General features: G+C 32.0%; 19 protein-coding genes and 2 pseudogenes. 8 read left to right on the top strand and 13 right to left on the bottom strand.

Annotated features, from left to right (window positions below):
* The first annotated feature begins 16 nt into the window (after positions 1–16).
* From C4S29_RS01510 to C4S29_RS01495, 4 genes are all read left to right on the top strand, one after another.
* Positions 17–643, top strand: coding sequence for a flavin reductase family protein (locus C4S29_RS01510; RefSeq protein WP_103912355.1), 627 nt, complete (start codon positions 17–19; stop codon positions 641–643).
* Between the two features lie 83 nt (positions 644–726).
* Positions 727–864: a DUF2256 domain-containing protein gene (locus tag C4S29_RS01505; RefSeq protein ID WP_185116933.1), complete on the top strand. Its 138-nt coding sequence runs from the start codon at positions 727–729 to the stop codon at positions 862–864.
* Positions 830–2,332, top strand: a complete 1,503-nt coding sequence (locus C4S29_RS01500) for a cryptochrome/photolyase family protein (protein ID WP_317045059.1) — start codon at positions 830–832, stop codon at positions 2,330–2,332. Before C4S29_RS01505 ends, C4S29_RS01500 begins: the two co-directional genes overlap by 35 nt.
* Before the next feature lie 144 nt (positions 2,333–2,476).
* Positions 2,477–3,133, top strand: coding sequence for a DDE-type integrase/transposase/recombinase (locus tag C4S29_RS01495; protein ID WP_103912353.1), 657 nt, complete (start codon positions 2,477–2,479; stop codon positions 3,131–3,133).
* 745 nt (positions 3,134–3,878) lie between these two features.
* Here C4S29_RS01495 and C4S29_RS01485 read toward each other — a convergent pair.
* The 7 genes and pseudogenes from C4S29_RS01485 to C4S29_RS01455 all read right to left on the bottom strand — a co-directional run bounded on the left by C4S29_RS01485 (position 3,879) and on the right by C4S29_RS01455 (position 12,152).
* On the bottom strand, positions 3,879–4,208 hold the full coding sequence (locus C4S29_RS01485) for a hypothetical protein (protein WP_103912351.1): 330 nt from the start codon (positions 4,206–4,208) through the stop codon (positions 3,879–3,881).
* Between the two features lie 34 nt (positions 4,209–4,242).
* Complete coding sequence (locus C4S29_RS01480) at positions 4,243–4,815, bottom strand: REP-associated tyrosine transposase (RefSeq protein WP_103912350.1); 573 nt, start codon at positions 4,813–4,815, stop codon at positions 4,243–4,245.
* A 173-nt stretch (positions 4,816–4,988) separates the two neighbouring features.
* Positions 4,989–5,492, bottom strand: a complete 504-nt coding sequence (locus C4S29_RS01475; protein WP_103912349.1) for a hypothetical protein — start codon at positions 5,490–5,492, stop codon at positions 4,989–4,991.
* Positions 5,493–6,237: 745 nt separating this feature from the next.
* Positions 6,238–6,417, bottom strand: a pseudogene (locus C4S29_RS15035) (RHS repeat-associated core domain-containing protein); the annotation flags it as partial.
* 46 nt (positions 6,418–6,463) lie between these two features.
* Entirely contained in the window at positions 6,464–6,838 is a 375-nt protein-coding gene (locus C4S29_RS01465; RefSeq protein ID WP_103912347.1) for a hypothetical protein, read from the bottom strand.
* A gap of 72 nt (positions 6,839–6,910) precedes the next feature.
* Positions 6,911–7,381 carry an Lrp/AsnC family transcriptional regulator gene (locus tag C4S29_RS01460; RefSeq protein WP_103912346.1) on the bottom strand — a complete coding sequence of 157 codons (471 nt, stop codon included), beginning with the start codon at positions 7,379–7,381 and terminating at the stop codon, positions 6,911–6,913.
* A 133-nt stretch (positions 7,382–7,514) separates the two neighbouring features.
* Positions 7,515–12,152, bottom strand: a complete 4,638-nt coding sequence (locus tag C4S29_RS01455) for a translocation/assembly module TamB domain-containing protein (RefSeq protein WP_103912345.1) — start codon at positions 12,150–12,152, stop codon at positions 7,515–7,517.
* A gap of 2 nt (positions 12,153–12,154) precedes the next feature.
* On the opposite strand from C4S29_RS01455, the gene tsaD reads away from it, so the two are divergent.
* The 3 genes from tsaD to C4S29_RS01440 all read left to right on the top strand — a co-directional run bounded on the left by tsaD (position 12,155) and on the right by C4S29_RS01440 (position 14,982).
* Complete coding sequence (tsaD, locus tag C4S29_RS01450) at positions 12,155–13,171, top strand: tRNA (adenosine(37)-N6)-threonylcarbamoyltransferase complex transferase subunit TsaD (protein WP_103912344.1); 1,017 nt, start codon at positions 12,155–12,157, stop codon at positions 13,169–13,171.
* 3 nt (positions 13,172–13,174) lie between these two features.
* Positions 13,175–13,891: an RsmE family RNA methyltransferase gene (locus tag C4S29_RS01445; protein ID WP_103912343.1), complete on the top strand. Its 717-nt coding sequence runs from the start codon at positions 13,175–13,177 to the stop codon at positions 13,889–13,891.
* A gap of 206 nt (positions 13,892–14,097) precedes the next feature.
* Positions 14,098–14,982, top strand: a complete 885-nt coding sequence (locus tag C4S29_RS01440; RefSeq protein WP_146063239.1) for a hypothetical protein — start codon at positions 14,098–14,100, stop codon at positions 14,980–14,982.
* A gap of 6 nt (positions 14,983–14,988) precedes the next feature.
* Here C4S29_RS01440 and C4S29_RS01435 read toward each other — a convergent pair.
* Positions 14,989–15,651: pseudogene (locus tag C4S29_RS01435) on the bottom strand (TrmH family RNA methyltransferase).
* A gap of 323 nt (positions 15,652–15,974) precedes the next feature.
* Here C4S29_RS01435 and C4S29_RS01430 point away from each other — a divergent pair.
* Positions 15,975–17,045, top strand: coding sequence for a hypothetical protein (locus C4S29_RS01430; protein ID WP_103912341.1), 1,071 nt, complete (start codon positions 15,975–15,977; stop codon positions 17,043–17,045).
* Between the two features lie 264 nt (positions 17,046–17,309).
* Here the strand turns inward: C4S29_RS01430 and C4S29_RS01425 are convergent, their stop codons facing one another.
* From C4S29_RS01425 to radC, 5 genes are all read right to left on the bottom strand, one after another.
* On the bottom strand, positions 17,310–20,036 hold the full coding sequence (locus tag C4S29_RS01425) for a sodium-translocating pyrophosphatase (RefSeq protein ID WP_103912340.1): 2,727 nt from the start codon (positions 20,034–20,036) through the stop codon (positions 17,310–17,312).
* A gap of 376 nt (positions 20,037–20,412) precedes the next feature.
* The gene (locus C4S29_RS01420) at positions 20,413–21,024 is read right to left on the bottom strand and encodes an inorganic pyrophosphatase (RefSeq protein WP_103912339.1); all 612 of its coding nucleotides are present in this window, start codon (positions 21,022–21,024) and stop codon (positions 20,413–20,415) included.
* Between the two features lie 13 nt (positions 21,025–21,037).
* Positions 21,038–21,559 carry a DUF7935 family protein gene (locus tag C4S29_RS01415; RefSeq protein WP_103912338.1) on the bottom strand — a complete coding sequence of 174 codons (522 nt, stop codon included), beginning with the start codon at positions 21,557–21,559 and terminating at the stop codon, positions 21,038–21,040.
* A gap of 187 nt (positions 21,560–21,746) precedes the next feature.
* Positions 21,747–22,640, bottom strand: coding sequence for a hypothetical protein (locus C4S29_RS01410; protein ID WP_103912337.1), 894 nt, complete (start codon positions 22,638–22,640; stop codon positions 21,747–21,749).
* A complete protein-coding gene (gene radC / locus C4S29_RS01405) occupies positions 22,637–23,314 on the bottom strand; it encodes a RadC family protein (RefSeq protein ID WP_103912336.1) in 678 nt (225 codons plus the stop codon). Before radC ends, C4S29_RS01410 begins: the two co-directional genes overlap by 4 nt.
* Positions 23,315–23,323 lie beyond the last annotated feature (9 nt).

Genomic DNA, 23,323 nt, shown 5'->3' with positions numbered 1-23,323 from the left:
AACAAATTAGAAAATTATGAATTTGAATAAATCCGAAATAGAAAATTTAGAGCGAAAATTTCGTTTAAATTTAATTAATTCTATCACAGGCGTAAAACCAGCCAACTTAATTGGAACGAAAAATAAAAACGGGCAAGAAAATGTCGCGGTATTTTCTTCTGTCGTTCATTTAGGCTCAAATCCGGCGCAATTGGGTTTCATTTTACGTCCGCAAGAATCGCGTGAAACGGATACTTTTAAAAACATCAAAGAAACCGAAGTTTATACTATCAATCACATTCCTGAAAAATTGATAAAAAACGCGCATTATACTTCTGCAAAGGTTTCTACAGAGATTTCTGAATTTGAAAAAATGAATATTCAGAAAGAATATCTGAATGATTTTTTTGCACCATTCGTGAAAGAAAGTCCGGTGAAAATAGGCATGATATTACTCTCAATCATTGAACTTCCGAACGGTTGTAAATTTGTGATCGGAAATGTGGAAACTCTAATTTTAAATGATATTTTAATTAATGATTTAGGACAAATTGATTTAGAAACCACTAAAAGTGCGGGAATATCTGGTTTAAATACCTATTATTCTTTGACAAAATTAGATACATTTCCTTACGTTCGCGAAAATGAAATACCAGAATTTTAGTGAAATCGTCAGGTACAAATTTTATAAAAAATCACAACTAAGATAGAAGATTGCATATGACCGTTAAAAATATAAATATTCATATGAAAAAAGAAAATCTTCCCACAAAAATTTGTCCGGTTTGCAAACGGCCTTTTTCCTGGCGAAAAAAATGGGAAAAGAACTGGGGCGACGTAAAATATTGTAGTGAAAAATGCCGAAGAAATAAAGAAAATGTCTAAAAAAGTAAATTTAATTTTCCCGCATCAATTGTTTAAAAACCATTCTTTACTTGATTTAGAAGGCGATTTTTATTTAATAGAAGAATATCTTTTTTTTAAACAATACAAATTTCATAAGCAAAAACTGGCGTTTCATCGGGCTTCGATGAAATGCTATCAAAATTATTTAGAAGAAAAAGGTTTAAGCATTATTTACATTGAAAGCGCAGACGAATTATCAGATATTCGGAATTTTGGAAAAGAAATTGCTTCAAAAGAGATCACAGAAATTAATGTTGTTTATCCCGCAGATTTTTATCTCGAAAAAAGATTAAAAGAAATTGCGAAAAATGTTAAATTAAATATTCTTGATTCGCCGCAATTCATTAACAATAAAGAAGATTTAAAGGCATTTTTCAATCCAGATAAAAAATTTTATTTCCAAACGGCATTTTACAAACAGGAAAGAATTCGCCTCAATATTTTGGTAGACGAAAATCAAAATCCAGAAGGTGAAAAATGGACTTTTGATAGCGACAACCGAAAAAAATATCCGAAAGGAAAAACGCCGCCATCTATTTTATTTCCTGAAAAATCTAAAATTTGGGAAGAAGCCGTAAAATATACCGAAGAAAATTTTGCAAAAAATCCAGGCGAAATTTCACAAAATCCCTTCTACCCGACTTCACACAAAGAAGCGGAAGATTGGTTGGATCAATTTTTAAATTACCGGTTTCAGGATTTTGGAATTTATGAAGATGCTATTGTAAAAAATCAAAATATTTTAAACCACAGTTTGCTTTCACCATTGATCAATTCAGGTTTATTAGAACCCATAAAAGTGCTTGAAAAAACTTTAGATTTTGCTAGAAAAAATAAAATTCCACTTAATTCTTTGGAAGTTTTTATCCGCCAAATAATTGGTTGGCGAGAATTTATGCACGGCATGTATTTATTTAAAGGCGTTTATTCCCGCAACAAAAATCACTTCGGTTTTACCAGAAAAATGCCAAAAAGTTTTTACGACGGATCGACGGGAATTCCGCCGATAGACGAAACCATCAAAAAAGTTTTGAAAACCGGTTATTGCCATCACATCGAAAGACTGATGGTTTTGGGGAATTTTATGTTGCTCTGCGAGATTGATCCGGACGAAGTTTACAAATGGTTTATGGAACTTTTTATTGACGCTTACGATTGGGTAATGGTTCCAAATATTTATGGCATGAGCCAATTTGCAGACGGTGGAACTTTCGCCACAAAACCTTATTTAAGCGGCTCAAATTATATTAAAAAAATGAGCAATTATGAAAAAGGTGATTGGGAAGCCTTTTGGGACGGACTTTTTTGGCGTTTTGTTGGTGAGCAACAAGAGTTTTTTAAAGGAAACCCGAGAGTTTCCATGATGTACTATTCTTATCAAAAAATGGACGTGGAAAAACGAAAATTACACCACAAAAACGCGGAGGATTTTTTGGCGAAATTATAAGCCAACTTTTTTATTTTCTAGCAAATCGTTAGAAAAAATTAAATTTATTCCAAGATTTAAAAATCTGTTTCTTTTTGTGCTGAATAAAAAAATCTGTATTAACGACAAAATTAATTTACGAATTAAAGAAATTGTCTGAATATTATGTTTACGAGCAGGGATTGTAAATCTGCGCTATCGATATTTGCGAAATCGGGTTTACAAATCCGCGCTATCGGGAATATGGATGTTACGAAATACAAAACTTCAGATTATAAAAAAATGTACATTTATACTCTGATGGACAATTTTTCCCGGAAAGTCTTGGCTTGGGACGTCAATGAAAAATTGTCTGGAAAAATAAGATTGAAGAGTTTGAAAAATGCAATAAAAGAGCAGTTTTTAGAAAAGCAAATTTTTGATAATGAAAATCTAAAGTTAGATTTGATTGTAGATGGAGGAAGCGAAAATAATAATGTGGTGATACACGAATTTATAAAAAATTGCAAGGTTGGGATTGATAAAAAAATTGCGTTGAAAGATGTATTGTTTTCTAATAGTTTGATAGAAGGCAACAACCGGATTTTAAAGCAAACTTATCTGAAAGACAAAGAACTAACAAAAGAAGAATTACACGATTACATTGCGGAATCTATAAAAGAATACAATTCTGAAAAGCCACATTATGTGCACAAAATTTACACACCAGATGAAGTATTTGAAAATCCTGGATTAAAAGACACCCAACTTTTCTTCGATAAACTAAACCAGAAGAGAATACAGGATAAAAAGGAATATTCTTGTGGAAAGGTCTGTGTTTAAAAGTAAAAATGGCACTTAAAACCTAAAAGTTTGTTCAAATCTAATAATTTTTTTTAGTGATTAAATAATTTTTTTGAAATAATAAAAAGATTTTTTGCTAAAAATTCTAAATTTTACTTAAAAACAAGCAGTTCGAATTTTCGAACCGCTTATTTAAGAAATTATAGGTATTTGTAATGCCTATTAATATTGCGTTTAATGAAAAATTAGAAAAGAATTTTAAAATTATTGGCTATTAGACGGAGCCCTTATTTTCTTTATGACCACACGATACAATCGTGCGGTAGCGGTGAACTTGTTTATAACTATTTCATAAATTCCGATATTTTCATTGCCTATCAAAATTTTGAGTTTTCCAGCGAAATGGTAGTTCCAAAAAAATAATAAAAAAACAAACTACTAAAGAAAAATGAGATATAAATTGATTGACAATAAGATTGTGAGTTATATTTAAACGGATATATGAGGACAGATTATTCCCGATAAAAATGCCACCTCCTGAATAAATACCGTCTACTATTAATATATGATAAAATAAAATTAATATAAATAAAAATAAGATTAGTGAAGTTATTTTATTAGACATAATTAAACTAATAATCAATATAACGCTGGTTATAATCTCTATATCAAATATATTTTTATTTACATCCAGTAAAGTATTTGCATGTACAATAATATTTAATGTAAAAACTAAAACAAAAAATATTTTTAAAACTTTATTTAAGGTATACATATTCTATTATTATCTGGGATTCCAATAACTTAATTTATTACCATAAGTGCCTTTTAATGATGTTGTAGTTTGCACTTTTGGCGCTACTAATAATCCATTTTTAGAAAAGGTATATTCGGTTCCATTTTTTGATGTTCCTATATATGTAGCGGCATGCGTTGGCCCATTTTCAGTTCCATTTTTAGAACCAAATAAACCTATCACATCTACATTTCCTCTCCATGCTAAAAGAGTTTTACCAAACTGTTTTTCATTACTATTTGCCTTTGTAAAACCATTTTCTAAATATTGCAAAAATGTATCGCCTTGTAAATTCCATTCAAAATTATCTCCAGCCATACCCCGATGGCGCGGATTTGCAATCCGTGACCAATCATACACCGTGATTGTCCCATCCCATAAAAACAACTTCAACATCAAGAGCGCTATCTAAATCAGCGTAATTTCGGGCACTGCTAAAATAGTAATTTTCTGGCTCGGTTACTATTTTTTCTTTCACTGGATTTTGATGGATGTAATTTATTTTTTCCTTAATCCATCGGTTAGAAAATACTTCTTCTGCGTGATAACCATCTTGCCATACTTTGAAATTTTGGTCCCGAATCAAATGCTCGCAAGATTTTTTAAAATAATCCAACATCCACTCACGCCTGCTTTCTGGTTCTGATTGTACTGTTTCAATAATTTTTTTTGAAGTAAATTTTTTAAGATCCCTCATAATCTCTGAAATGCTGAGTTTTCCATCTGCCCTACAAAACAAATGCATGTGGCTAGACATTAAACAATACGCAAAAATAGTTAAGCCTTTTTGTGACTGGCAATATTTCAGCGATTCTATCATTACCATTTTTTGTGATAATCTTGAAAATACGTCAACCCAGCCAACTGTTGTAATGGTTATGAAATAGGCTTTATCAATTTCTACTGCCTTATATTTTGTTGACATTTAATTTTTAAAATAAAAATAAGAAAAAATAGTTTATTTGTGGTAAGTTTTTCGAGCACGGATTGCAAATCCGCGCCATCGATATCCGCGCCATCGGGTTGCAAATCCGCGCCATCGATATCCGCGTCATCGGGTTAAAAAGAATCCTAAAATTTGTTGCTATCAGACGAAGCCTATTGAATTATTTTTCCGTCCTTATCAAAAGTGAAAGATTTTAATTTAATCTTCTTATTTATAACAAAATCATAAATATAATATGGACTGTTCACTTCAGAACTACTAAAAGAGTCATGTAAAGAAAGTAAATATTCTTCTTTACCCTCCAGATAATTGTCTAATATAAATTTAAAATCGTAAAAATTCTTATCTGTTAAATCAGAACTAATAATATTTTTAGGGGTTTTTTTTCTCGTTTCTAATAATTTTTTACTTCCATTTTTTGGATAATATACCAGTGCTTTGTATGTCATGTTTTCTTGGGATAAAATACTTTTATCCCAAGAAATTATTAAAATAAACGGCTCATTTTCTTTTTTGAGAAGAGGCTTTAATAATGATTGTTGCTCTAAATAAAACTTACTTTTCGGTAAATTTTCATTTAATCGTTGGTATTGATAATAAAATGGATTACAACTAAATAAAAGTAACATTATCAATAATAAAAAAAATTGCTTCATAATATTATTTTTTACTATTCATTATTTTGTTATAAATTAATTGAACACTATTTGGCATAGTGAAAACTCTGGTATTAAAGTTAGTTCTGCCATTTCCTGGATTACTTCCTTGAATTATTGTGGGTTGCCATTTAACGCTTTCAACAAGCGTAGACGCTGTATTCGCATCTGGACTATAACTCATTCTTATAGGGCGTCCTTGTTCGGACCGCAGAAGATTTTCAATGTAAGATGCGACAATTTCACCTTGTGAAATATCAGAACTAAGAGAATTCGCACTCCCATCAACCCAAACTTTTTTTAGTTCCGAGTAAGAACTAGTTTGATTTAAAAAACTATGTCCTATTTCATGAAATAAATTTATATAGAATTCGCTTTGTCGTTGTTTGGACTTTTCGCCATTCATTGATGTATATGGGTTAACGTCTTGTTTAAATCCAGTATATACACTTGTATCGAGAGTAAAGTTTTTTCCAAGCATTTCATCACTTCTACTGCCCGTATAGTCTTTACTGTCTTGTATAGATGCATTAATATTGTCATTTGAAAAAAGTCCTAAAAATTTACTGCCGAAGGAATCTTTATCTCCTCCTGTTATAGAAGTCAAAGAAGATAAAATTTGTCCTGCATAACTATCACTTTTTACACTTGCTTCAACATCCCATTTTTTGGTTTTGTCGTTTTGTGTATATAATTTGCCATCGTCGTATCTATAATTATTATTGCCATCATTAATCGTAATCCACATTCCCGTGGGATCTATAAATTTAAGAGGATTGTTGGCGGCATAACTATAAGGGCTATAACTATAATACATTTCTCCTAAGACATCTTGAACTCCCCACCGTCCAATATCCGGCATGTACATTCTTGCACCATAGTCGTACATTCCAGTTTCTTGGAGTTCTTTGCCGTTGTATTTGTAGTTTAAGAAACGTTTATTATGAGCCATCGTAACGGTCATAGCAATTTTATTTAAAATACTTCCATTTTGGGATTATGGTAAACAAACCAGCACCTATGAACAGAAAAATATTTGTAACATCCGTATATAGAAAGGTGGAAAGATAGAACTGATGCAGATAAAAATGCAATAAAATAAAAACCGGAAATGCAAATATGGCTAATTTTTTGAAAAAGGCTATTCCTACAAGTGATAATAAGGCCAAAAAATCTATCCCAAACACAATGTAAAAATACCAATCTGGAATATGGATAATTTTGCGTTGTAGAAATTCGTCACCATCCATCCCCAATCCCATTAATGTAAAAAGTGCCAAACCGCCTAGCGCAATGTAAAACGCTGCTGTTTTTTTTGGTTCATTTTCAAAATAACTTTCTTCCATAAGGTAAAACTAAAAAAAACTTTTGGAATAGTTTCCAAAAGTTTTTATGATTTATAACATTTTAATATAAAATTATATGCTAATTGCTTTCATCAAACGGTTTTTATCACTGATGTATTCTTCCATAGAAATCATACTTTCTGTGCGCATCACGTCTTCTATATCATCTATCTGATAAATAATTTTTTTAGCATCTTCCGTATTTTTGGCTTTTACTTTACAGAAAATATTGTATTTTCCAGAGATTACACTGGTTTCTATCACATTTGGAATGTCTGCCAATTTCTTCAAAACATCTTGTGTTCTATTTGATTTTGTAAGTAAAATACCTATAAATGCTGTGAAATGGTAGTCTAATTTAGTATAATCAATATTTAATGACGATCCCAAAATAATCCCGGCATCTTCCATTTTTTTCACTCGTACGTGTATAGTTCCGGCAGAAACGTCCATTTGTTTTGCGATTTCCGTAAAAGGCATTCTTGTATTTTCTACCAAGAAGTCTAGAATTTTCTTATCTATTTCATCTAAACTGTAATTCATAATTATATGTATTTTGTTGAATTTATAATTTTTGCTCTATTTTGTTGCAAATTTATAAAAAATAATTATAACTAAAAAGTTTAGGTAAATATTAACAATTTTTAACTTATTAACAAAAATATCTTCTTAATCCCTATTTTAAAGTATCTATTTTAACGGAATCTTTTTTTATTTTAGGAGTTACAGCCGCCTTATTTTTATCTTTTTTCTTTCTTTTAAAGATTGTATTGAAACTTTTACTATACACAATACCTGCGCCATAACTTTGGTTTGAACCTGGACTTCCGGTACTTGCACCATTCAAAAGCCCTATATTGCTTGGTTTTGAGTAAAACCGCAAAATTCTGGTGCCATCATTTTTTTTAGAAAAATCGTATTCTACAGTACCTTCGCCGGACAGATAATTGGTATTAGTTTCATTGGTTTTAGAAAGCGGAATTCCTAAACCTGTTTTTAATGTTACACGCGGCGAAAGTATAAAATTTATCCCTGCATTTGCTCTATTGCCACTATTGGATGCTTGGTCGCCTTGGATGAAGTTCAGATCCACCTGAAATTCATTGCTTATAGAATTTAAAACTGAACCCAATTGTTTGAACAAAATATTATATCCCGTATTTTCACCAATTTTCCCTACATTAATATTAAATCCACCCGCATTTTCAACATTAAAACTATTGAGAACCAAAATAGACCCAAACTGCAAAACCTTCTCATCTTCTTGGCTCATTTTGGCGGCCAAAGTTTCTTTCACTTGCGAGGAAACATCGGGTGCAGAAACGCCCAATTCTATTTTTGGGTTATTTAAAGTTTGTGTGATTTTTGTAGATAATAAAACATTTATAGGTTGCAATTGTATGCCCAAATAATCACCAGCATTCGTAACGGTTCGAAGATAATCTGCTTTAATGTCTAATGTAGGCGCCAGTGCATTGCCGTCCCAATCTATGCTGCTATTTTTTTCTATTTGGAAAGTTCTGTTCAAAATAGCCTTCGAAACAAAAGTGCCACTATCTACCAAATATTTCCCGACAATAGATACATTTCCGCTGCGTGTAAGGTTAAATTTTAGATTATTGGCAACGCCTCTCACGCTTATATCGCCTACATTATCGCCCACCAAAACATTCACAGTAGTTCCTTTATCTACATCCATCGTGAAATCTACATTTATATTTGCACCATATTTTTTCTGTTCTTCTACTTTTAAATTGCCCGTTTTGTCTTGTTGCAAAAAGCGAAGCATTTTAAATTCTTCTACGCTAGAAGTAGAATTACTATTAAAGGTAAATGTACTGTTATTCAACGCTTTCATATTAGGTGTTGCAATATTAAGTGCTGAAACTGGGCCATCTACATACAAATCTCCTTTGCCATAGACGCGCCCCCAGAATAAATCAAAATCTTTCTGCTGCGTATCTAAAAGCAAAAGATTATCGGAATGCATTATTAGATTGACCCCCAATGAAGCCAAAGTCTGGAACTGAATGGCACCAGAAATATTTCCGCTAGAATTTGTTCTTCCATCATGTACACCTACATCATTTAAAACTGCCAAACCTTTAGAAAGCGGAATCACCGTATCATCAAAAGAATAATCTACACCAGTAAAAAGTAATTTTAAACCAAAATTTTTCAAGGCGATATCTCCGCTATAATCTACGTCAGACAATGGGCCGCTAATATTTAGATTTCCGGTTGCTTTTCCTCGGATATTTCCAAAAACCGATTTTACAAATTCTTGCGTAAAGCCCAAATCAAAACCATCCATTTTGGCAACTAAATTTAGCGAAGGTGAGGTTGTATTATTATCAACAGTTCCTGTTAAGGTTAATGTATTATTGCCAAAAGCATCCGAAGAAAGTACATTCCCACTAATGTCAAATACATTTGGCGTATCACTCGCTTTGGCATTCATAACAATGTTGCCCATTTTTTGACCATTCAAAATAATATTCCCTACATTAAAATCTATAATTGGTTTCAGATTACTTTTATCCATTTCTAACTGAAAGGTACCATTTGCCAAACCTGTGAGATCTATACTATTTTCAGATTTAGTTAAAGCCAAAACTTTAGAAATTTCAAAGTTTTTTACCTCGCCAAGCACAGAGAAATCTTTAGCAGATTTAAAAACGGCATTTTTCACCAAAAGTTCACTGTTATCAGAAAATATTCTTAAATTTTCTATTAAAAAATCTTTGGTTTTTTTCCGGTAGGTGATGGATTCATTCTGCTCTGGACGCGCATCCACAGTCCACGCCACTTTATTTATTGTAAAGGTTGTTGGTTCAAATTTTAATACAAAATCGCCAGCGGCATTGGTACTTTGGTTAAAATTAATGGCATAAGAATTTAGGGTTCCATCTTTTTCTTCTTCTGGGCTTCCGAGTTTAAAATCTGTAGCGATACGCAAAATATCACCATTTTCATTTTTTCCGTGTAAGGCGATGTCCTTTAAAATATTATTTTTGTAAGCAATTCTACCAATATTTGCAGTGATTTGCTCGGCAAGATTTGAAGTATTTATTTTCACAGAAAAGTCTTCAACCATCGCAGAATCTTTTTTAATTAAATCCTTTTCTGGCAACTTGTAAGAAGGGTTTGCCAATGCCAAAGCTTTATCCGCCGCAGAAATTTCTACTTTTGAAGTCATTAGATATTTTAAACTTTGTGCTTCGGCATTTAAGATAAAATCATTTGTATTTCCATCAAAATTTCCTGTTAGTTTTCCACCAGTTGGGATTTTTAAATTTGGCTCAAAATAACTTACCAAAGCCTGTTTTATATTAAAATCATATTTAAAATTTTGACCTTTGTACGTTTTTCTGATGGTATTTCCTGCTAAAACTTTATCCACTGCATTTTGCAACATTCCGCCAATATCGGCTAGATTAAATTGCCCAGAAAGTTCGCCGTCAATCGCTGCAGGCGCGTTCACTTGCACTACTCTATTTCCGTTTTCAAAAAATGTTTTCAAACTTCCATCTGGAATATTAAATTTCTGGCTTGAAGTTGCATAATCGACATTTTTTAGATTGGCATCTAAAATTAAATCATTCAATTTGCTCATTGAAACCTTGGCATCAATTTGTCCGCTTAATTTTTGGGGCTCTTTGCCGTCTGTAAAATAATTGATATTCAAATTAGTAATATCTGCAAAAAAATCTCCTTTAATTTTGCTGGTGCTAAAATCAATAAAACCATTTACGTTTGCTTTGGCTTGCTCATCATCAATATTTGCAATTCCTTTGTAGGTTTTATGGTCTAAAACTCCATTTAAATAAATATTATTAATTATTTTTTTGTTAATTTCTAGGCTAGTTATTTTAGATTTTGTTTCGAGTTTCATCGTATTCACATCAAAACTTTCACCTTTAAAATTAAAATTCCCCGAAATTAATCCCACTTCTTTGTTTTTGGAAACCACAGAAGTATTAAAATCTTTCAATATGGCGTTGCCACGAAATTTCGGGATTTTTTCTAAATAATCATTAAGGTAAAACTGGGAAATTTTCGCGTCTCCAATTCCAGTATCTAAATTTGCGCTGGAGATATAAATTTGTTTTTGTGTCGCATTCAAATCACCATTATAAGCCATTTTACCAAAATCATCTGCAATGTTTTTTAAACTTTTAGCAATAAAAGTAGGTAACATCTCTTTTAATTGAACATAAGTGAAATTGGTAGAAAGTCGATCGGTTTTCACTAAAAAATTACTTTTAAGAAAATGTTGAACCTTCAATTTATTAGAACTTATCGTCACATTTTTGTTGCCCATTTCGAAATTTTCTAATTGAAAATTATCTAGCGGCCCTTTAATTTTCCCAAAAATATTGATGGGTTTGTAATTATCCCAATCGTTTACAAAATATGAAATATCATAGCCAGAAATTCGGCTGCCTAATTTCAAATTAACGTCCCACGCTACTTTTTGATCGAAATTTTGCCAATGTGTTTTTTTATCAAGATTAAACACCAAATCGCCCTGCAATAAGGAATGATCGGTCTCTAAAGTAAGATCTTTAAGTTTTAAAAAATCTCTATTGATGTGGAAATCTGTAGAAAATGTTTTTAAAAAATGTTTCTTTCCCCAACGTTGGGTTACAAAACTGAAATTATTAATTCTTGCTCTTACATCTGGCCCCACAACTTTCAAATTCGGAACAATGCCATTTACATTTTCTGCCTGCAACCAATGCCCCGCTTCGCCTTCACTATTTTGATTAACGATTGAAATTTTTGTGTTTTCAATCACAATTCTAGCATTGAGTTGAAAAGGCTTTTTTTTGGGATCTGGGGCCTTTCCATTTTCAAATTTATCTACAAAACGAATGAAATTAGAAATAGAATCGTTTTTGTAAGTAACCACCTTTACATCGGCATCAGAAAGCGTTAAAGTATTGAATTTAAGATCTCGTGAATTTGTGATTATTGAAAACCAATCTGAACTTGCACGTAATTTTTTGGCTTTAATAAAATCATTATTTTTAAAATCTTTTATCACTAAATCATTGATGATAACATCTCCAAAAAAATTAATTTCTACATTTTTTTTTGAAATATTGATACCCAAATCTTTATTTAAAAACGATAAAGCTTTATCTGCAATTAGGTTTTTAGTATAATTTAGATTTAAAACAATAAAAATTGCTATAAACAAAAGCACAAAAAAAGAGCAAAGAATTATAAAAATTTTTCTCCACCAAGAAACTTTCTTTTTGGGTGTAATATTTTCATCTGTATTTTCAATATTTTCTATCTTTGCCATATATGAGCGACATAATAATTTTGGGTATAGAATCTTCCTGTGATGATACTTCCGCTGCGGTAATCAAAAATCATACTATTTTATCAAATATTGCTGCATCACAAAAAATACATTTAGAATATGGCGGCGTTGTTCCAGAATTGGCTTCCAGAGCACACCAACAAAATATAATCCCTGTGGTGCAAAAAAGTCTAAGCGTAGCAAATATACAACAAAAAGATATTTCTGCGATTGGTTTTACGCGCGGTCCGGGACTTTTGGGTTCTCTTTTAGTTGGGACTTCTTTTGCAAAATCTTTAGCAATGAGTTTAGATGTTCCCTTAATTGAAATCAACCATTTGCAAGCGCACATTTTAGCACATTTTATTGATGATGCGAATCCAAAACCACCTAAATTTCCTTTTTTATGTTTAACGGTAAGTGGCGGCCATACAATGATTGTCTTGGTTAAAGATTATTTTGAAATGGAAATTATCGGCAAAACTTCTGATGATGCTGCCGGAGAAGCCTTTGACAAAATTGGTAAGATTTTCGATTTAGATTATCCAGCAGGACCAATCGTCGATAAATTAGCAAAACTTGGAGATGAAAATAAATTCAAATTTAATAAACCGAAAATTGAAAATTACGATTATTCTTTTAGCGGCATAAAAACTTCCGTGCTTTATTTTGTGCAAAAAAAAGAAAAAGAAAACCCCGATTTTGTGAAAGAACATTTGAATGATTTGTGCGCATCTATCCAAAAAGCAATCGTGGAAATTTTGATGGACAAATTAGAAAAAGCAGCGAAAGATTTAAATATTAATGAAATTGCAATTGCTGGAGGTGTTTCTGCAAACTCTGGTTTACGTGAAGCGATGAAACGAAATGAAGAAAAATTAGGCTGGAAAACTTATATTCCAAAATTTGAATACACCACAGATAATGCGGCGATGATCGCAATGGTCGCAAAATTAAAATTTGAGCGTGGCGAATTTTCTGATATTAAAGCGGTTGCAACTTCACGATATGAAATTTAAATTATGAAATTATTTTTTGGCGACATCTTTCCAGAAATAAAAATTAATGACGATGAGCAACAGCACATCGTAAAAGTCTTGCGCATGAAATCTGGCGAAGAACTGTTCGTAACAGATGGAAAAGGAAATTTAGCGCAGGGAAATTTAATATTAGAAGGAAAGAAAGCAAATTTAGATGTTTCAATTATTAAAGAAAATTTACCTGAATTTTCACCAAAACTGCATATCGCAATTGCGCCCACAAAAAACTTAGATCGATTAGAATTTTTTGTTGAAAAAGCCACAGAAATGGGCATTTCAGAGATTACATTTCTGCAAACCGAAAAAACAGAACGCAAGTTTTTAAATCTAGACAAGATTCAGAAAAAAGCGATTGCCGCATGTAAGCAAAGCTTAAGATTTCATTTTCCTAAAATAAATGAGTTAATTAAATTATCAGATTTTTTAGTTAACATCACTTCTGAAAACACTTTCGTCGCGCATTGTGACGAAAGTTTAGAAAGAATTAGTTTAATGGTTCTTCGACAAACTCAGAATAACAAAAACAATGAAATAACTTTTTTAATAGGGCCCGAAGGCGATTTTTCTACCAAAGAAATTGAACTTTTAGCCAACAAAAATATTAAAGCCGTTTCGCTCGGTAAGCAAAGACTTCGCACAGAAACAGCTGGTGTTTTTGTAGCGGCTTGGAATTATATGAAAATAATTGAAAGTTTATAATTTTTGAGTCGTGATTAGCCTGCAAAATTCCCCTCCTTTGGAGGGGTGGGTTTTTTCGAAGAAAAAAGTCGGGGTGGTTTTTGAATTTATTTCTTAATTCGTAAAAAAACATCTCAAAAAAGCAAGCGGCGAGTTATATTCAATATAAATTAATTCATAATAACCGAATAATTCACATTAAATCTTTTAAATTTGAAAAAAAATTAATGTCAAAACATTCCTCATTTCTTAAATTATTTTTCTTAATCAATTTCCTTTTTTGCAGTCTTTTTTCTTGCCAAAAATTATTGAATTTAACCACCAATTACTTTGGGCCAAACTCAAATCCGGTTCCAGATTTCACGGATGCCACAATTCCAAAATTTACTGAACTTTCGGTTTACGGCGACTATTATTTTGGCTTTGGTGATAAAACCGTTAATTCTTATGTAAAAGTAGAAATACCACTAATTTCTGAAAAAGTTTCCTTAAAATTTTGGGCAGTTCCAGCGGAATATTATGAAGTGACATACGCTATAAAAGACCGACGAGGCATGCAGAAAAATTCTGGTTTTGCAGCGGGCGACGTTTACATCCAAACTAGAATTTCTCTTTTAAATAATAAAGAAAAAGCACTCAATTTAATTTTAAATGCTACTTTAAAAACGGCTTCGGGAAGCGATTACAAAAACAGACGTTTTTTCAATACTGCAGGTTATTATTTTGATGCAGAACTGGGAAAAAGTTTTATTTTAAAAAATGCTTTTTTAAATGAAATAAGATTGGTTGCAGATGCCGGCTTTTACTCTTGGGACGTGCAAACACCCAATCTAAACGTGCAAGATGATGCTTTGATGTATGGTTTAAAATTAATTTTGAAAAAGAAAAATATATCTTGGGAAAATACAATTTCTGGCTACAATGGATGGATTACACGCGTCCCAGATTATGGTGATAAACCGATTGTTTTTGCTTCAAAATTAAATTTCAAAGGTAAAAAAAATAGGTATTTCATTCAATATCAAAATGGAATTCGGTATTTCCCGTACAATCAAATTAGAATTGGAGCGGTTTTCCCGTTAGAAAGTTTGACGCCTAATTTTTTTAAATAACTTAAACTAAGCGTTTTCTTTTAAAAATTTATTCAAAATAGCCTCACCACTTTGCAAAGAATTTACCGCCCAACGAATTTTTAAATCTAATAATTTTTCTTCGGGCAATTTAAAATCTAGTTTTGAATTTTCTTACTTTTGGCGCAAATCATAAAAGCAAATTGCTGCCGCCACAGAAACATTAAAACTTTCAGTAAAACCATACATCGGAATGGCTAAAGTTTCGTCAGCGAAATTTAAAATCTCTTCCGTTACGCCTTCTTTTTCTGTCCCGAAAATCAAAGAAATTGGTTCTTGAATTTTAAAATCTGCTAAACTTTTTGCGTTTTTTTCAGGTGAAACTGCTACAATTTTATAATTCTCTTCTTTTATTTTCTGCAAAGTTTCTAAATTACAAGCCATTTTTTTTACTTCTACCCAATTTTCTGCGCCTTTCGTGACTTTTAAATTTGGGTTAAAAATATGATCGTTTTCTAAAGCCACAATTTTATGAAAACCACAGGCTTCGGCAGAACGAACTATTGCTGCGGCATTGCGAAATTGAAAAATATCTTCCATCACGGGCAAAACAAAATCTGTACTTTCTAAAGCAAATTTTTCAATCTTTGCGAATCGAGAATCTGTGAGAAATTGTTTTAAATAATTGTAGGTTTCTTGCTTGAAAGTCATGTTGCAAAAATGCTAATTATTTTTAAACAGAACAATAAAATGTACTTTACGCCGAAAATTAAATATTTCTTTTTGGTTTTTTTTCAGAATCTTTGAAGTTAAAGAGCCAATCATTTTTATAAAAACAAATATATTTAAAGCAAGATAATAAATGAAAGAAAACGGATTTCAATACTTAAAAGTGGTTTCTCAAAATTTTATTTTTTAAATTGTACTTTTAAACTTAATTGTTATTTTAAATAAATTGTCATTTGCAAATTTCAAATAAAAATTATGAATTTAGGCGTCTGAACATGCCCTTTGAATACGATAAATAATCACATATGAAAATTGAATCTCAAAATGATATAAAAATTTCTAAAAGAAAACCAAGTTATCCGATAAATGAAGATCTTTTAGAGTATCTAAAATGTTTTGAACGCGCCTTTAAATCGCCTGTTGTATATGATGATTTGTTGCGCTATGTCGATAATTATCCCATTTTGGATAAGGACGAAAATGATACTTTGTGGCAAGGTGTGATTTATGGCCCGCAAGAAATGAGCGAAATTCACCTTAATTTAAAGAAAATATATTCGCGTTTGAGTTCTGATGGAGATTATGAAGGCACCGATCATTTATTTGTTGATAGTGTGGATTATTGCACTTTCGGAAATTCTCATCCGTTTAGGATTAAAATAAAAAACCAATACAACGATAACCACGATTATTTTTACATCAAAAAAGCCGATGCCTCGCGTATTTATGGTTTGGAGATTGAATATATCCTATCTCCAAACCGAATTAATTTTTTGGTTTATGAAGATACTTTGGTAGAAGAACATATTTCTGGCATTCCGGGTGATGTTTTTTTAGAACGCTATTTAGATGAAAACACAAATAAAATAAGGCTGGCGAAAGAATTCGTAAAGTTTAATGAACGCTGCTTCCTACGATTATTAGGCGACCAACGAGCCTATAATTTTGTCATTGTTTTAACACCAGATTTTGACCAAATGCAATATAGAATTCGCAGTATAGATTTTGACCAACAAAGTTATGAGGGGAAAATAAATCTGTATAAACCCCAATTTTTTCGTGAAAATCTAGAGTATGTAAAGTTTGTGACAGAACATTTGAACGAGTCTTCTATCAAACAATACCAACATGAAGAGCGCGCTTTGATGGCGAAACGGATGTTAGTAGGCTCTAGAAGATTGAATAAATTAATTGAAATAATGAAAAAAGATAAGATTGCGCCTTATGAAAAAATGGTTCAATTAAGAGATCAAATTTATGCTGTTTTGCAAGATAACAAATTGAAAAAATGCGAATCTATGGGCGAGATTATTGAAACGCTTTTAGATTTTATTTTAAGAAATTACAAAACAAGTGTGACGAAGACTTTTCAATAAACGTTTGGATTTTCTTACATTTATAAAAAAAAGCAAAACCAAAGATTTTAAATTTATCTTTCAAAAAGGAATTGCGTAGATTATTTTAATTTTAAATCTAATTTAAAATATAGTGTTCTTAAATAGCATTTTTATTTGGTATTTACTTTTCTGCAAACGCACGGAGCGTTAAGTCTAAATTTGGGAAAAATTAGGCTAAATATTGTGAGAAAAAAAAGCCTTCTGAAAAATCAGAAGGCTTTTTTTAAATATTTCTATACCATTTTATAAACTCAAAACACGAACATCAATTCTTCTGTTTTGCGCTCGGCATTCTTCTGTATCATTTGCTTCACAAACTGGGTGCTGTGAGCCAAAGCCTTCAGATTCAATTCTATCTTCAGAAATCCCCAATTTTATAAGTTCTGATTTCGCGGTAGAAGCACGAAGATTTGATAAAGTTTTATTGGTGTCATCAGAACCTGTATTATCTGTATATCCGCCTAATTTTAATTTTAATGTTGGGTAGGCCTTCATTATTTTTGCAAGATTTTCCAACTGAACTTGGGAACCTTCTTTCAAAGTATTTTCACCAGTTTTAAAATACAAATTTTGGATCGTAAACCAGTGCGTTTTATCTAAAAGGCTTTCATCTTTTTGCTCGATGTCTTTTGCAAGCATTGCCAATTCACTATTTTCGCCAACATTTATGGTTTCATTATTTGGAAGTTTATAATCCATCATAGAACCAAGATTGTAAACGAAATCTCCGTCTGCGTTTAGTTTTCCTAATTTTTCATCGTTGTTGCTTTCGGTTGAAGCAACTGGCGAAGCGTATGATGCTTCCATTTTCTGTAAATTATCTATCTTTTCGTGTCTTTCTTTTTTGATAGAATCACCGTGAACCTTTAGAAGTGTTGGTGCGATTACTAAAGAAACGATAGACATTAATTTAATTAAAATATTCATAGATGGACCAGAAGTATCTTTAAATGGATCTCCCACAGTATCACCAGTTACAGAAGCCTTGTGCGGCTCGGAACCTTTGTAATGGATTTCACCTTTGATATCCGCTCCTTTCTCAAAAGATTTTTTCGCATTATCCCAAGCGCCACCTGCATTATTTTGAAAAATTCCCATTAAAACACCACTAACAGTTGCACCTGCCAAAAATCCCCCTAAAACTTCAGGGCCGAAAACAAAACCAACAATAATTGGAGAAATAATCGTAATTGCACCAGGCAAAAGCATTTTTTTAATGGATGCGTTTGTAGAAATGGCTACACATTTTTCATATTCTGGTTTTCCTGTTCCTTCTAAAATACCAGGAATATCTCTAAACTGACGACGAACTTCTTCTACCATTGCCATCGCCGCTTCGCCAACTGCTCTAATCGCCAAAGATGAAAATATAAATGGAATCATTGCACCTACAAATAATCCGGCTAAAACATCCGCTCTATAAATATCAATACTGTCAATTCCTGCAATACCGACGAAAGCTGCGAATAAAGCCAAAGCAGTTAATGCTGCGGAAGCAATAGCAAAACCTTTTCCGGTTGCTGCAGTTGTGTTTCCAACGGCATCTAAAATATCTGTTCTTTCTCGCACTTCTGCAGGAAGTTCGCACATTTCTGCAATTCCACCAGCGTTATCTGCAATAGGGCCAAAAGCATCAATGGCCAATTGCATTGCTGTAGTTGCCATCATTCCAGCTGCTGCAATTGCAACGCCGTAAAGTCCTGCAAAAAAATAAGAACCTAAAATTCCTCCTGCTAAAACCAAGATTGGAAGAAAAGTAGATTCCATACCAACTGCCAAACCACCAATAATATTTGTAGCATGGCCAGTTGAAGATTGATTAACAATACTTTGAACAGGTCTTTTGCCCATCGCGGTATAAAATTCTGTAATTACACTCATTAAAGTTCCTACGATTAAACCAACTATGATAGCGCCAAATACACCCATTTTAGAAAACTCATGACCACGCAATTCCATATGATCTGGCAATAAATAATTTACCAGAAAGAAAGAAGCAAACGCAGTAATAACAATACTTCCCCAGTTTCCAAGATTTAATGCATTTTGAACTTTTTGTGTACTTAAACCTACACTTTCGGATATCTTTACGAAAAATGTTCCAATAATTGAGAAAATAATACCTGTTCCGGCTATTAACATTGGTAATAAAATTGGTGCAAAACCACCAAAATTATCAGCAGAAACGGTCTCACGTCCCAAAACCATTGTGGCTAAAACTGTCGCCACATAAGAACCGAATAAATCGGCGCCCATTCCGGCAACATCTCCTACATTATCTCCCACGTTATCTGCGATTGTTGCAGGATTTCTTGGGTCATCTTCAGGAATTCCCGCTTCAACTTTTCCGACTAAATCTGCGCCAACATCGGCGGCTTTTGTATAAATTCCGCCACCAACTCTCGCGAATAGTGCGATAGATTCTGCACCTAAAGAAAACCCTGTAAGAATCTCAATGGTTTTTTCCATTTCGTGAGAACTTACCAAAGCATCTGGCGCAAATATTTGTTTAATAATTATAAAAAGCGAACCTAAACCCAAAACTGCTAAACCTGCTACGCCAAGTCCCATCACACTACCTCCTGTAAATGAAACTTTTAAAGCTTTTGATAAAGATGTTTTTGCAGCTTGCGCCGTTCTAACATTAGATTTTGTAGCGATTTTCATCCCAATAAATCCTGCTGTTGCAGAAAACACACCGCCTACAATAAAAGAAATAGCGATAGTCCAACTAGAGTTTTCATTAGAATACCCCATAATCCCCAAAAGAATAGCAACAATTACAACGAAATAACTTAATACTTTGTATTCAGATTTTAGAAAAGCCATTGCTCCGTCTGCAATATAGCCGCTAATTTCCTTCATTTTTCCGTCTCCAGCGTCCTGTTTTGTAACCCAATTGCTTTGGATAAAAGTGTAAATTAAAGCTATAATACCAAACACTGGTACTAAGTAAAATAAATAGTTCATAGTTTAAATAAGTTTTTGTTAAATTGGTGCTAAATATAGAAAATTTCGAGCAAACAAAATCTATTATATAAAAAAAGATAAATATTTTGAGTAAATCTTTAAATCTATTCTTTAAACTTAAGCAAAAAAGCAATTTAAAAATTATTAAAACAATTGATTCTTTTTATTCAAATATAAAATTAGCCATCATTATTTTACCAAAAGAACAACGACCAATTGGCTTCAAAAAATAAAAGCAAGAAATTATTGAATTATTTACGATCTTTTTGATGATGAATTTTGATTGATTTATTAACCGCAAAAACAGGAAAGATATTTATAACAAAGAAGCCAACTTCAAAAAAAAGTTGGCTTCTCTATTTTAATTTTAAAAAAATTACCCTCCAAATCTCGCTGCATAATCTTTCTGGGAAGCAACAACCACTTCTCTAGCATGATCTGCACCATAAACCAAATCAATTCTACATTTTGAAGTTTCGGTTGGTAAATTTTTGTAAGTCAAAAAATAATGCTGCAATCGGTTGATTTCCGCCGCTGGTAATTCTGAAATATCGCGGAAATGCCCGTAAGATTGATCGCCTACCATCACTGCCACAATTTTATCATCTGCCTCACCTTTATCAATCATTTTAAAGCCACCAATCGGAATGGCATCCATTAAAAAATTCCCCGCATGAATGTTGTGCGAACTCAATACCAAAATATCTAAAGGATCATGATCGCCAGAAGAAACATCTTCAGAACCGCTTTCAACGGCTAATTTCTTTACACCTTCATCACAATATGTTCTTGGTATAAAACCGTATAATGCGGGTATTATATTTGAAAATTTTTGTGGTCTATCGATTTTTAAGTAACCACTTTCTTTGTCAACTTCGTATTTTATGGTATCTGAAGGCACAATTTCTACATAAACTTGAACCACTTCTGGTGCATTTTGGCCCGCTGAAATTCCGTGCCACGGATGGGCTTTAAAATTTGGAATCATTTTTTTTATTTGTTTAATTTAAAAGCGCAATATCTCTGCGCATATCGTTTATAATATCAGAAATAAAATCAGAGTCTTCTACATATTTCATTAGAAAAACTGTTTTAAAATCTTGTAAATCTTTCACATTTGCCATTTCTTCATAAGTTTTATGAAGCAACTGAATAACACTTGTTTTTGCCGAAACTACATTACTCCAGGTGGTTTGTTTTAAAAAAAGTTGCTGCGACGCATTATATTCAAATTCTTCGTTTATATTTTTTTCTGTAAGAAAGATAAATTCATTTGGTTTTAGATCTTTATCAAATTTCATAACCAAATTGGCAGGTTTCAAGCGCTCTAAAAACAAAGTCATTCTCTCGTAAGCCTGCAATTTATGCTCTGAATTTGATTTTAACCTTAAAAGTTGAATTTCCTTATTTTTTAAATTAATATAATTAAACACAAATTGACGAAGCAATATCAAAAATGGAATTGCCAAGATCAACGCAAAAGCATAACTAAAATATTTAGAAAAATCTATCGAGAAAAACATAGGTGCAAAAATAATGATATTTTATCTTTTAGCAGAAGGTTTTACTAATAAATCTTTGTTTGAATTTAAAATATGAATTCGTGCTAAAATGACTTTCATACAATATACTAGTCGCAGGCGATTTACAAAAAAAACGCAAGAAAATATGAATAAAAATAAACCTAAAATATAAAAAAATATAAATTTTTCATCTTAAAATTAAATTTTTCACAATATCTATTTTGCTATTTCTAATCACTTTGTACGATCTCAATTCTGGGCGAAAACCGCGGAAGAACTCTTCTATTGAAGGAACTTCACTACCTTCAAAATCAAATATTTTTGATTGAATGTTGGCTTCAATTGCTTTATCTATAATATAAGAAGAACCACTTATTTTTATAAATTCTCTATTATTAAAAGTACCGAGAAGAGCAACGCTTTGAGAGCCTATATAAATTGCAATTAAATTGATCAATTCATCATCAAGATAAAAACCATAAAACGCCAAATTTTTTGTTAAAGCCAAACGTTCAAAAATATCAATAAATGCCTTTTCATCCTTTACTTTTGCCGCACCCACAAAATATTTGCTTATAAAATTTTTCGCCTCTGCAAATTCTACGTAATCTGAAAATCGAGCGCGCCGCATCACTTCTTCATCAATTCGCAATTTTCTTTTTCTTTTCGGAGAATATTTTTGCTTTACTTTCTCATAATCATTAGGAAAAATAAGATAATTTCGCCTTTCTAAAAGGGGTTTTGTGAAAGAATTAGTATCATTAAAAGCGTAGTAAGCAATGTTGAATTTTGCAATAAAATAGTCTAAAATAGCATCATTTCTAGCAACAATATCTTCTTCAGAAAAAATACCAATTTGCTGGCAAAGTTTAGGGTTTGCGATAAATTTCAAACCCATTTTTTTTATAAAAGGCAACGGCATAACCGCTTCATAATTACCAAAAACCAATAAATCCCAATTTTTATCTGAAGTGATATCTAAAAAATCTTTTTCTGCAGAATATTTATATTGAGCAGAATTTCGCAAAGTTCCTGTATATTTTACAAAATCTATATCACTGTATTTCAGTACCTTAATCATAATAAATTTTCATCTGCAAAACTAAAATAGTTGCTTTGTGTAATAATTAAATGATCTAATAATTGAATATTTAGAATTTTTCCGGCCTCCGAAATTTGCTTCGTTATTTTCATGTCTGCGTCAGACGGTTTTAAATTTCCGGAAGGATGGTTGTGCGCAATCATAATGGAAGAGCAAGAATATTCTAACGCTTGCTTAAAAAGAATGCGTAAATCTACCAAAGAAAAATTAATTCCGCCTGTTGATAATTGCGATTTTCCTAAAATTTTATTTCTTTGATTAAGAAAAATAATCCAAAATTCTTCCTTTAAAAGATCTGCTAAATGCGGATGAAAAACTTTAAAAGCATCATTGCTATTAGAAATTTCTAGTTTTTCTGGTACGTCTTGCGCTGCTTTTCTACGCCCGATTTCTAATGCGGCGCAAATTGAAATGGCTTTTGCCTCGCCAATTCCTTTAAATTTCATTAAACCTTGAATATTTAATAAACTCAAATTATGCCAATTATTCCCTACTGTTTCTAAAATTCTCCGCGCCAATTCCACGGCAGATTCCTCGCGACTTCCGCTGCTCATAATGATGGCCAATAATTCTGAATCTGAAAGCGCACTTTTGCCTTTCAGGAGAAATTTTTCTCTTGGCCTATCGTCTTCAGCAAGAAATTTAATGGACATATTTTTAGT

It is taken from the genome of Halpernia humi (genome assembly GCF_900108025.1).
GTDB lineage: Bacteria > Bacteroidota > Bacteroidia > Flavobacteriales > Weeksellaceae > Halpernia > Halpernia humi.
Note: the sequence above shows the minus strand (reverse complement) of the source record. Positions and strands in the feature narration are given on the sequence as shown.

Coding starts and splice junctions, on each gene's coding strand:
- C4S29_RS01510 (WP_103912355.1), top strand. CDS start 17: ATGAATTTGAATAAATCCGAAATAGAAAATTTAGAGCGAAAATTTCGT.
- C4S29_RS01505 (WP_185116933.1), top strand. CDS start 727: ATGAAAAAAGAAAATCTTCCCACAAAAATTTGTCCGGTTTGCAAACGG.
- C4S29_RS01495 (WP_103912353.1), top strand. CDS start 2,477: ATGTTTACGAGCAGGGATTGTAAATCTGCGCTATCGATATTTGCGAAA.
- C4S29_RS01485 (WP_103912351.1), bottom strand. CDS start 4,208: ATGGCTGGAGATAATTTTGAATGGAATTTACAAGGCGATACATTTTTG.
- C4S29_RS01480 (WP_103912350.1), bottom strand. CDS start 4,815: ATGTCAACAAAATATAAGGCAGTAGAAATTGATAAAGCCTATTTCATA.
- C4S29_RS01475 (WP_103912349.1), bottom strand. CDS start 5,492: ATGAAGCAATTTTTTTTATTATTGATAATGTTACTTTTATTTAGTTGT.
- C4S29_RS01465 (WP_103912347.1), bottom strand. CDS start 6,838: ATGGAAGAAAGTTATTTTGAAAATGAACCAAAAAAAACAGCAGCGTTT.
- C4S29_RS01460 (WP_103912346.1), bottom strand. CDS start 7,381: ATGAATTACAGTTTAGATGAAATAGATAAGAAAATTCTAGACTTCTTG.
- C4S29_RS01455 (WP_103912345.1), bottom strand. CDS start 12,152: ATGGCAAAGATAGAAAATATTGAAAATACAGATGAAAATATTACACCC.
- tsaD (WP_103912344.1), top strand. CDS start 12,155: ATGAGCGACATAATAATTTTGGGTATAGAATCTTCCTGTGATGATACT.
- C4S29_RS01445 (WP_103912343.1), top strand. CDS start 13,175: ATGAAATTATTTTTTGGCGACATCTTTCCAGAAATAAAAATTAATGAC.
- C4S29_RS01440 (WP_146063239.1), top strand. CDS start 14,098: ATGTCAAAACATTCCTCATTTCTTAAATTATTTTTCTTAATCAATTTC.
- C4S29_RS01430 (WP_103912341.1), top strand. CDS start 15,975: ATGAAAATTGAATCTCAAAATGATATAAAAATTTCTAAAAGAAAACCA.
- C4S29_RS01425 (WP_103912340.1), bottom strand. CDS start 20,036: ATGAACTATTTATTTTACTTAGTACCAGTGTTTGGTATTATAGCTTTA.
- C4S29_RS01420 (WP_103912339.1), bottom strand. CDS start 21,024: ATGATTCCAAATTTTAAAGCCCATCCGTGGCACGGAATTTCAGCGGGC.
- C4S29_RS01415 (WP_103912338.1), bottom strand. CDS start 21,559: ATGTTTTTCTCGATAGATTTTTCTAAATATTTTAGTTATGCTTTTGCG.
- C4S29_RS01410 (WP_103912337.1), bottom strand. CDS start 22,640: ATGATTAAGGTACTGAAATACAGTGATATAGATTTTGTAAAATATACA.
- radC (WP_103912336.1), bottom strand. CDS start 23,314: ATGTCCATTAAATTTCTTGCTGAAGACGATAGGCCAAGAGAAAAATTT.